General features: G+C 38.8%; 8 protein-coding genes and 3 pseudogenes. All 11 read left to right on the forward strand.

Annotation, left to right across the window (positions count from 1 at the left end; translation table 11 throughout):
* A pseudogene (locus QZ565_RS05280) lies at window positions 1-1,560 on the forward strand (glucosaminidase domain-containing protein); the annotation flags it as partial.
* 205 nt (window positions 1,561-1,765) lie between these two features.
* A complete protein-coding gene (locus QZ565_RS05285) occupies window positions 1,766-2,812 on the forward strand; it encodes a DNA/RNA non-specific endonuclease (protein WP_295526570.1) in 1,047 nt (348 codons plus the stop codon).
* 114 nt (window positions 2,813-2,926) lie between these two features.
* The gene (locus tag QZ565_RS05290) at window positions 2,927-3,742 is read left to right on the forward strand and encodes an EbhA (protein ID WP_295526550.1); all 816 of its coding nucleotides are present in this window, start codon (window positions 2,927-2,929) and stop codon (window positions 3,740-3,742) included.
* Between the two features lie 115 nt (window positions 3,743-3,857).
* The gene (locus tag QZ565_RS05295; RefSeq protein WP_295526553.1) at window positions 3,858-4,094 is read left to right on the forward strand and encodes a DUF2829 domain-containing protein; all 237 of its coding nucleotides are present in this window, start codon (window positions 3,858-3,860) and stop codon (window positions 4,092-4,094) included.
* Window positions 4,087-4,785, forward strand: coding sequence for a 3-oxoacyl-ACP reductase (locus tag QZ565_RS05300; RefSeq protein ID WP_295526556.1), 699 nt, complete (start codon window positions 4,087-4,089; stop codon window positions 4,783-4,785). Before QZ565_RS05295 ends, QZ565_RS05300 begins: the two co-directional genes overlap by 8 nt.
* Before the next feature lie 19 nt (window positions 4,786-4,804).
* Window positions 4,805-4,933 (forward strand): annotated as a pseudogene (locus QZ565_RS05305) (NUDIX hydrolase); the annotation flags it as partial.
* Window positions 4,911-5,813, forward strand: a pseudogene (locus tag QZ565_RS05310) (putative PEP-binding protein). The pseudogenes QZ565_RS05305 and QZ565_RS05310, both read left to right, overlap by 23 nt.
* Window positions 5,755-6,195 carry an ASCH domain-containing protein gene (locus QZ565_RS05315; RefSeq protein WP_295526559.1) on the forward strand — a complete coding sequence of 147 codons (441 nt, stop codon included), beginning with the start codon at window positions 5,755-5,757 and terminating at the stop codon, window positions 6,193-6,195. The pseudogene QZ565_RS05310 and the gene QZ565_RS05315 overlap by 59 nt, the downstream one beginning before the upstream one ends.
* A 120-nt stretch (window positions 6,196-6,315) precedes the next feature.
* Entirely contained in the window at window positions 6,316-8,862 is a 2,547-nt protein-coding gene (locus tag QZ565_RS05320) for a M1 family metallopeptidase (protein ID WP_295526562.1), read from the forward strand.
* Window positions 8,863-8,970: 108 nt separating this feature from the next.
* Window positions 8,971-9,645 carry a two-component system response regulator CiaR gene (ciaR, locus tag QZ565_RS05325; protein ID WP_000590639.1) on the forward strand — a complete coding sequence of 225 codons (675 nt, stop codon included), beginning with the start codon at window positions 8,971-8,973 and terminating at the stop codon, window positions 9,643-9,645.
* Window positions 9,635-10,858: two-component system sensor histidine kinase CiaH (ciaH, locus tag QZ565_RS05330; RefSeq protein WP_295526567.1), on the forward strand; the 1,224-nt coding region annotated here is incomplete at its 3' end. The genes ciaR and ciaH, both read left to right, overlap by 11 nt.

Below are 10,858 nucleotides of genomic sequence, written 5' to 3' on the forward strand. Positions count from 1 at the left end.
AGGCTTTTGTATGAGAATAGCCAACCAATCAAAAACTGGAAAAAGATTGCGGGTGTCTGGTATTTCTTTGATCAAAATGGAATCATGGCTAGCAATAGGATTGTTAATGACTATGCTTTTCATACTAGTGGAGCAATGGTAGAAAATTCCTGGGTGAAAATTGCTGATAAATGGTATTATGCTACAGATTCAGGAAAGATTGTTCGTAATAGATGGGAAAAATTAGCAATGTTTGGTATTACTTCAAGCAAGATGGAGTTATGGCTAGCAATGTTCTAGTGAACGATTATCTTCTTAATAGTAGTGGAGCAATGGCTCAAAATGCTTGGGTGAAGATTACTGATAAATGGTATTATGCTACAGATTCAGGAAAAATCCTTCGTAATAAATGGGAAAAGATTAAGGGCACATGGTACTATTTTAACAGTGATGGCTAGTAATCAGTGGAAAGATGCTTACTATCTAAAAAATAGTGGAGCAATGGCTGAAAAAGAATGGATTTTTGATAAATCTTATAATAGCTGGTTTTACCTAAAATCAGGTGGTGCTTATGCTTCACGTGAATGGATTGGTGCTTATTACCTCAAATCTGGTGGTTATATGGCCAAGAATGAATGGATTTTTGACCCTAACTACAATGCATGGTACTACCTAAAAGAAGATGGAAGCTATGTTACTGGTAGTTTTAATATTAAAAATAAGGAGTATTTCTTCCAGAGTAATGGAAAGTGGATTCAAAGTCCAAAATATTTTAAGGTTAAACCAATCATAGCCTATATTTATAGCGAATCAGGAGATATTTTGAGCTATGTCAATCAGGGAAGTATTGTGACCTATGATGGCTCTAAAAGCAAGGGTAGTCGTCTAGCTGTTTCAATATCAGGCTTGTCCGGTTATATGAATCAAAGTGATTTGGCTTTAGTTGATGAAGGAAGTGAGTTTATTCCTCACTATACTACAGATGGAAGATTCCTATACCATGAACTTTCTCCATACACTAGTATACGGGTAGCTCCACATACTTCAGCTATGAAAATTGGTAAGAAGTATTATTCAAAGGATGGAGAACATTTCGATGGGTTTACTATCAAAAATCGTTTCCTTTTCAAGAATTTAACTGAACCAACCAACTATAGTGCGGATGAATTAAATAGAGTTTATTCGATGATGAATATCCGAAACAGTCGTCTTGCCGGTAAAGGAGCAATTTTTAAGGAAGCTGAAAAACGTTACGGTGTCAATGCTCTCTATTTAATGGCTCACAGTGCGCTAGAAAGTGCTTGGGGACGTAGCCAAATTGCTAATGATAAAAATAACTTCTTCGGTATAGCTGCTTACGATACCAGTCCTTATGATTCCGCTAAGAAATTTGATGATGTAGACAAAGGAATTCTTGGTGCGGCCAAGTGGATTCGTGAGAACTATATTGACCGTGGAAGAGATCATCTTGGAAATAAAGCGACAGGAATGAATGTTCGCTATGCATCCGATCCGTACTGGGGTGAAAAAATAGCTAGTATCATGATGAATATCAATAGTCGACTTGGTGGAAAAGATTAAAAGATAAGCAACGATAACTGCTGAAAAGTAGTTGTCGTTTTTTTATTTTTCCGTAGATTTAAGAAGATAAAATGGAGTGAAGTATAGTCAAAAAGCCGTTGCAAAGCGTTTTTTAACAATAATAACATATAATTCAATTGATTACTTTGATATATTATAGTAAAATGTAATAAAAATGCTAAAGGAAATTAAAAAGATGTTAAAGATGAAGAAGTTTGTTTATGTTAGTCTATCCATTTTGTCAGCCTTTACTTTGGCGGCTTGTTCTGGTCATAAGGAAGAAGCAAAAGTTTCAGAAGCAAAAGTTTCAGAAGCAAAAGTGGAACAAACACAAGCTAAGTTTGATGAGAAGTTGTTCAAAGAAGCTGGTCTCTTGCCCTTTAAAAATGAAAAACAGCTTGAGCTTGGAGAACTGGATTCTAAAAATAGTGCAACGGGTGCTCATATTCAGCTAAAGGATAGCGATGAGCCAACTGAAAAAAGAGCTTCAAAATTAACCTATGATCCAGTTGGATGGCACAACTATAAATTTTTCTACGGAGATGGCCGGGAAGAAGCTTGGTTGATGAGTAGAGGTCATTTAATTGGTTACCAATTTAGTGGTTTGAATGATGAAAAGAGAAATTTAGTTCCTATGACTAACTGGCTTAATGCTGGAAACTATTCTGGAACTGACGAATATAACCAGAGTAGTATGCTATACTATGAAAATCGATTAGATTCATGGCTCGCTAATCATCCTAACTACTATCTTGATTATAAGGTGACACCAATTTATCAGAAAGATGAGCTGATTCCCAGACAGATTGAGTTGCAATATGTAGGCATTGATGAAAATGGTAAACTCTTGGAAATTAAATTGGAGAGCAGTAAGGAAAAGGTTGATAAGTATTCTGTAACACATGTCATTTTAGCTAATGTTTCGGCTAATGCAGAAATTAACTATTTGGATGGTACTGCTAAAAACCTAGTTGAAGACGCAAAGGTAAAAGAAGAAAAAGACAAAGCCAAGAAGGAAGCTGAGGAAAAGGCTAAGAAAGAGGCGGAGGAAAAAGCAGAAGCTGAGAAGAAGGCGAAAGAAGAGGAAGAAAAGGCTCGTCAAGCAGAACAAGAAAAGGAAAAAAGTCAGGAATCAAATACGCAATCAGCAAATTCAGGTGGTTATTTCAAAGATTCCAGAGGAAGATGGCATAAACCAAATGGCAAGTATGCCTCCAAGAAAGAAATTAAAGCAGCTGGATTGCAGTGGTAGGAAAAATTTAGTATATATACAGTCAAAAAAAACGTTGCAAAGCGGTTTTTTGTTGCGTGTTTTGGGGTAATATAGTAGAATTATGGAGATATTAAATATTTTTTGGAGATTAATATGAAGAAAAAAATAATTATATTGTCAATGTGTCTGATATTAGGAATTTCTGGTCTTGGATACTATTTCTTATCTTATGTCCCCTACAGATCTGCTGTAACTAAGTTTGAAGATATAGTCAAAGATTTACAAGAAAAAAATAAAGAGGTTGAAAACCAAATAGCTGAGGCTGAGAAGGTAATTGATAGTGGCGAAGAGCCATTGGATTCAAAAAAATTAGAAGAATTAAAAAAAGCAATTGAAGATAGTCAGAATTCGCTTCGAAAAGTACCAGAAATGGAGAAATCAACTGCTAAGATTGAGGAGCAAATAGAAGAATTAAGCAAGCCAGTGGACTATAGTGAAACAATAAAGAATTTATCTGACAAACAGACTCTTCATCAAAATAGTATTCTTCAGCTAAAACAAATTACAAATCCATCTAATACTTTTGTTGAAGAAAGACTCAAAGAAATTTCTTCAATTACAGGAGTACAGTCTGTTACTGAAAATAACAATCCAAATAATAAATTGAATAAACAAGGTGGGTATACAGCGTCTGTATATTTTGTTGACAATCAAGTTACACATTCAGTAGAGGGATCTGATATTGTTCAGAAAGGAAATGATGCTGGAGGAAATGTAGAGGTGTATAAGACAAAAGAAGAAGCTGAGAAACGAAACACATATATTAGCGCATTTGATGGTACTGCTTTAAATCCTGGTTCACACTATGTTTATGGAACAGTTTTAATTCGTACATCACACTATTTAACAGGAACACAGCAGAAAGAGTTAACTGAAAAAATTTATAATAAACTGATTGAACTTAAATAATTAAAAAATTGGATAGCTATTAGTTTATTTAACTAATATACAGTCAAAAAGCCGTTTTAAAGCGGTTTTTTTGTTATAATGAAGGGGAGAATTATTGATATTAAAGGAGAAAAACATGACATTTGAAGAGATCCTTCCTGGATTAAAGGCTAAGAAAAAATATGTACGAACTGGTTGGGGAGGAGCTGAAAACTATGTCCAACTCTTTGATACGATTGAACAAAACGGGGTTGCACTTGAAGTGACACCCTATTTCCTAATCAACGTGTCTGGAGAAGGAGAAGGTTTTTCCATGTGGAGTCCGACACCTTGTGATATTTTGGCGACGGATTGGGTAGAAGTGTATGACTAGACGTGTATTGATTACAGGAGTGAGTTCAGGGATTGGTCTGGCTCAAGCTCGCCTCTTTTTAGAGAATGGCTATCAAGTTTATGGAGTGGATCAAGGTGAAAATCCATTCCCACAGGGTGATTTCCATTTTTTACAGAGAGATTTGACCTTGGACTTAGAGCCTATTTTTGATTGGTGTCCTCAGGTTGATGTTTTGTGCAATACTGCGGGAGTTTTGGATGATTACAAACCACTGTTGGAACAAACAGCGCAAGAAATTCAAGAAATTTTTGAAATTAACTACGTGACTCCTGTTGAGTTGACTCGATATTATTTGACACAAATGTTGGAAAATAAAAGGGGATTAATCATCAATATGTGCTCCATTGCTTCTAGCCTAGCAGGTGGAGGTGGTCACGCCTATACTTCCTCTAAGCATGCTTTGGCTGGCTTCACCAAGCAGTTGGCTCTAGACTATGCTGAAACTGGGATTCAGGTTTTTGGTATCGCTCCAGGAGCAGTCAAGACAGCTATGACCGCTGTGGACTTTGAGCCAGGTGGCCTAGCAGACTGGGTGGCTAGTGAAACACCAATCAAGCGTTGGATTGAGTCAGAAGAAGTGGCAGAAGTCAGTCTCTTTTTGGCCAGTGGAAAGGCATATGCCATGCAAGGACAAATCTTGACAATAGACGGTGGATGGTCTTTGAAGTAGGAGGATCTGATGGAAATCAAAAATCACAGAAGAGAATGCATCGCAAGAAGTCTTGAAAGTCAAAGCAGAATTATTAGGATTTCCAGAACTGGACAAAACCTCTTACATGAATTGGAAGGTGAATGATGAGAAACCAACTAGCTCTTAGTGGTGAAAAAATTATTGAAAAAGTTTATCCTCAACTATTTCACCACATTGGCATGATTCGTGGGGAATACTTATTGAGGGGCTTAACCAAAACATCCTGTTACCAAGTTTTCAGCAATTTGTAAAAGATTATCTAGATACTATTTGCTCCTTGTACTCAGATGAAGAGGTATGGTACCGTTTTTCTGAATTAACGAATACAGAAGCCAATTGTTTAGAGGGGACTAAAGAGTATTTTGACGAAAATCATCCCTTGTTTGGCTATAGAGGAACCAGGCGTTTACTGGCGTGTTTGGATGAATTTCAGGCTGAGGCAAATGTCGTTACAGAAGTTTATCAAACCAGTCCCAATTTGTCTGTTGTTTTTCCTTTTGTGAATGATGCTGTGCAGTTAGAGCAAGCTATTACAGTATTACGTCAGCATGGTTTCACTGGAAAAATTGGCACAATGATTGAATTACCGTCAGCTTATTTTGACCTGGACAGGATATTGGAAACGGGCATTTCAAAGATTGTAGTTGGAATGAATGATTTGACTTCTTTTGTTTTTGCGACTGTGAGAAATAGTCAATGGCATGATATGGAAAGTCCCATTATGTTAGATATGCTGAGACAGATTCAGGATAAAGCAAGGAAGAACAAGATTGATTTTGCTGTAGCAGGCTATCTGAATACTTCTTTCATACAAAAAATGAATCAGATGGGTATCAAATGCATTATCCACTACAGTTCTATTCCAGAGATTTTTAATTTAGAGATTGACCATCCAGACCATCTCAAACACATAAAAGAAGAAAGTAAAAAATTACAAAGGAGCACCCCATGACACCTCAAGAAATGTGGAATGCCTACAAGCAAATCAACCCTTCTATCGGAGATGAGATTGATGCCTGGGCTTTTGGAGTGGAAGCAGATGTCTTGGCAGATTTGGTACTAAGAGGCGAAAAGACAGCAACCGCCTCAGCCTATGACCTCTACGCACTAGAAGACGAACCTCTTCCACAAAAAGGGACCTTCGATGTCATTTTAGACAGTCAAAATCAGGCTGTCTGCATTGTCGAAATTACTAAGGTTTCCGTTCAGCCTTTCAATCAAGTTTCTGCTGATCATGCCTTTAAGGAAGGGGAAGGTGACAAATCCCTCGCCTATTGGCGTCAGGTTCATGAGGACTGTTTCACCGAGTGGATGAGGGAGGCTGGGCTGACTTTTACACCTGACAGCAAGGTTGTTTTAGAAGAATTTCACAAGGTATACCCACTTTAGACTGCAGAAGGAAGAAAGTTTTGGAAATCGCCGCCCAATCCTTTTTTCTTAGGCAAAACATGATATAATAAGTTTGTTTGAAGAAGAGCTCTAGCTCTTAAACTTAGATAGGAGAAAATTATGCAAGCAGTTGAACATTTTATTAAGCAATTTGTTCCTGAACATTATGATTTATTTTTAGACTTGAGTCGTGAGACCAAGACCTTTTCTGGGAAGGTAACAATCACTGGTCAAGCACAAAGTGACCGTATTTCCCTTCATCAAAAAGACTTGGAAATCGCTTCTGTAGAAGTTGCAGGTCAAGCTCGTCCATTTACAGTTGACCATGAAAATGAAGCCCTTCATATCGAATTGGCTGAGGCTGGTCAAGTTGAATTGGTTCTTACCTTTTCTGGTAAAATCACAGACAACATGACAGGGATTTACCCTTCTTATTACACAGTTGATGGAGTCAAGAAGGAAGTCTTGTCAACTCAGTTCGAGAGCCATTTTGCGCGTGAAGCCTTCCCATGTGTGGATGAGCCAGAAGCCAAAGCAACCTTTGACCTTTCTCTACGTTTTGACCAAGCAGAAGGTGAATTGGCCTTGTCAAACATGCCTGAGATCGAAGTTGAAAACCGCAAGGAAACAGGTATCTGGAAGTTTGAGACAACACCTCGCATGTCTTCTTACTTATTGGCCTTTGTTACTGGTGATTTGCAAGGTGTGACGGCTAAAACTAAAAACGGTACCCTCGTAGGTGTTTACTCAACCAAAGCCCACCCACTATCTAACCTTGATTTCTCACTAGATATTGCCGTTCGCTCAATCGAATTTTACGAAGATTACTACGGAGTCAAATACCCAATCCCTCAATCTCTCCATATCGCCCTTCCTGACTTCTCAGCAGGTGCTATGGAAAACTGGGGTCTTGTCACTTACCGTGAAGTTTGCTTGGTTGTAGATGAGAACTCAACTTTTGCTAGTCGCCAACAAGTTGCCCTTGTTGTGGCACATGAATTGGCTCACCAATGGTTTGGGAACCTCGTGACTATGAAATGGTGGGATGACCTTTGGCTCAATGAAAGCTTTGCTAACATGATGGAATATGTCTGTGTGGATGCCATTGAGCCAAGCTGGAATATCTTTGAAGATTTCCAAACAGGTGGAGTGCCTCACGCTCTTGAACGCGATGCGACTGATGGAGTTCAGTCAGTTCACGTCGAAGTCAAACACCCAGATGAAATCAATACACTCTTTGACGGAGCTATCGTCTATGCCAAAGGAAGCCGCCTCATGCACATGCTTCGTCGTTGGTTAGGTGATGCTGATTTCGCTAAAGGTTTGCATGCTTACTTTGAAAAACACCAATACAGCAATACCATCGGTCGTGACCTTTGGGATGCCCTTGGTCAAGCATCAGGACGTGATGTCGCAGCCTTCATGGATTCTTGGTTGGAACAACCTGGTTATCCAGTTCTCACTGTCAAAGTTGAAAATGATGTCTTGAAGATTTCACAAAAACAATTCTTCATTGGTGAGCACGAAGATAAGAACCGTCTCTGGGTTGTGCCACTCAATAGCAACTGGAAAGGCTTGCCTGATACACTTGAAACTGAAAGCATCGAAATTCCAGGCTACGCAGCTCTTCTTGCTGAAAATGACGGAGCTCTTCGTTTCAATACTGAAAATACAGCCCACTACATTACAGACTATCAAGGAGACTTGTTGGATGCACTTCTTGCTGACCTAGTTGAGCTTGATAACACAAGCAAACTGCAAATCGTCCAAGAACGTCGTTTGCTTGCTGAAGCAGGACACATTTCTTATGCAGACTTGCTACCAGTTCTTGATAAACTTGCTAAGGAAGAATCTTACCTTGTCGTTTCAGCTGTTTCTGAAGTCATTTCTGCCCTTGAGCGCTTTATCGATGAAGGAACAGAAGCTGAAAGAGCCTTCAAAGCCTTGGTTGCTAAATTGGCTCGTCATAACTATGACCGTCTTGGTTTTGAAGCTAAAGATGGCGAATCAGATGAGGATGAGTTGGTTCGTCAGTTGGCCATTTCTATGATGATTCGCTCAAATGATGCAGAAGCTAGTCAAGTCGCTAGCCAAATCTTCGAAGCTCACAATGATCAGCTTGCAGGACTTCCAGCAGCTATTCGCTCACAAGTCCTTATCAATGAGATGAAACATCATGAGACCAAAGACTTGTTAGCACTTTATCTTGATACTTATACGCACGCAACAGATGCTGTCTTTAAACGTCAGTTGGCAGCCGCTCTTGCCTATAGTAAAGATGCGGACAATATCCAAACCTTGATTGCTGCTTGGAAGGACAAATTTGTGGTGAAACCGCAGGACTTGTCTGCTTGGTATTACCAATTCCTAGCTCACCAAGTAACTCAGGAAACAGCTTGGTCTTGGGCGCGTGAAAACTGGGCTTGGATTAAGGCAGCTCTTGGTGGAGATATGAGCTTTGATAGCTTTGTTATCCTTCCTGCTCACGTATTTAAGACTCAGCAACGCTTGGCAGAGTACAAGGAATTCTTTGAGCCACAACTTTCTGACCTTGCTCTTAGCCGTAACATCGGTATGGGAATCAAGGAGATTGCAGCGCGTGTTGACTTGATTAACCGTGAAAAAGCTGCAGTGGAAGCAGTCGTTCTTCAATACGGAAATGCATAAATAAGCCTAAAATAAAAAGGAAACTCAGCTTTCTCATGTAAAATGTAGAGAGTTGAGTTTTTTTTAAGGCAAATTTGGTATAATGGTTTTAATAAGGAGGAGTTTCTCATGATAAAAATCTTATTGGTTGAGGATGACCTAGGCCTGTCAAATTCAGTATTTGACTTTTTAGACGATTTTGCGGATGTCATGCAGGTATTTGATGGAGAAGAAGGTCTCTACGAAGCTGAGAGTGGCGTCTATGACTTGATTTTGCTCGATTTGATGTTGCCAGAAAAAAATGGCTTCCAAGTCTTGAAAGAATTGCGTGAAAAGGGAATTACGACTCCAGTTCTGATCATGACTGCAAAGGAAAGTTTGGATGACAAGGGACATGGATTTGAATTGGGAGCGGATGATTATCTGACCAAACCTTTCTACCTAGAAGAACTCAAAATGCGGATTCAAGCCCTTCTCAAACGTTCAGGTAAGTTTAATGAAAATACCTTGACTTATGGAAATATTGTAGTTAATTTGTCAACAAATACCGTTAAGGTTGAAGATACTCCTGTCGAATTGCTGGGGAAAGAGTTTGATTTATTAGTTTATTTCCTTCAAAATCAAAATGTTATTTTGCCGAAAACTCAGATTTTTGATCGTCTATGGGGATTTGATAGTGACACAACGATTTCAGTTGTCGAAGTCTATGTTTCAAAAGTCCGTAAGAAATTAAAAGGAACCACTTTTGCAGAGAATTTGCAAACCTTGCGTAGTGTTGGGTATATTTTAAAAGATGTTCAGTAAACTAAAAAAAACATGGTATGCGGATGACTTTAGTTATTTTATCCGTAACTTTGGTGTCTTCACTCTGATTTTTTCCACCATGACTCTGATTATTTTGCAGGTCATGCATTCGAGTCTCTATACTTCGGTGGATGATAAGCTCCACGGTCTGAGTGAAAATCCTCAGGCAGTTATTCAGCTTGCTGTAAATAGGGCAACAGAAGAGATTAAAGATTTAGAGAATGCCGCTACAGATACTAGCAAGACTGAAGTAAAACCGAATGTTAGTTCCAACACAGAAGTCATTCTTTTTGATAAGAATTTTACCCAACTCCTTTCTGGAAATCGATTTTTGGGATTGGATAAGATTAAGTTAGAAAAGAAAGAACTAGGCCATATCTACCAGATTCAGGTTTTTAATAGCTATGGACAAGAAGAAATCTATCGCATGATATTGATGGAAACGAATATTAGTTCGGTTTCAACCAATATCAAGTATGCGGCTATCTTGATTAATACCAGTCAGTTGGAGCAGGCCAGTCAAAAGCATGAGAAATTGATTGTGGTCGTGATGGCAAGTTTCTGGATTCTGTCTTTGCTTGCCAGTCTCTATCTGGCTAGGGTCAGTGTTCGTCCTTTACTTGAAAGTATGCAGAAGCAGCAGTCCTTTGTGGAAAATGCCAGTCATGAGTTACGAACTCCTCTTGCAGTTTTGCAAAATCGTTTAGAGACCCTTTTTCGTAAGCCAGAAGCAACCATTATGGATGTGAGCGAAAGCATTGCATCGAGTTTGGAAGAAGTCCGAAATATGCGTTTTTTGACGACAAACTTGTTGAATTTAGCTCGTAGAGATGATGGGATTAAGCCGGAACTTGCAGAAGTTCCAACCAGTTTTTTCAATACGACTTTCACAAACTATGAGATGATTGCTTCTGAAAATGACCGTGTCTTTCGTTTTGAAAATCGGATCCATCGAACGATTGTCACAGATCAGCTTCTTTTGAAACAACTGATGACCATCTTATTTGATAATGCCATCAAATATACTGAGGAGGATGGTGAAATTGATTTTATGATTTCAGCGACTGATCGTAATCTTTATTTGTTAGTTTCCGACAATGGAGTAGGTATTTCAGCAGAAGATAAGAAGAAAATTTTTGATCGTTTTTATCGAGTAGACAAGGCTAGAACCCGTCAAAAAGGCGGTTTTGGTTTAGGATTATCTCTGGCCAAG

Source organism: uncultured Streptococcus sp. (genome assembly GCF_915066115.1).
Taxonomy (GTDB): domain Bacteria; phylum Bacillota; class Bacilli; order Lactobacillales; family Streptococcaceae; genus Streptococcus.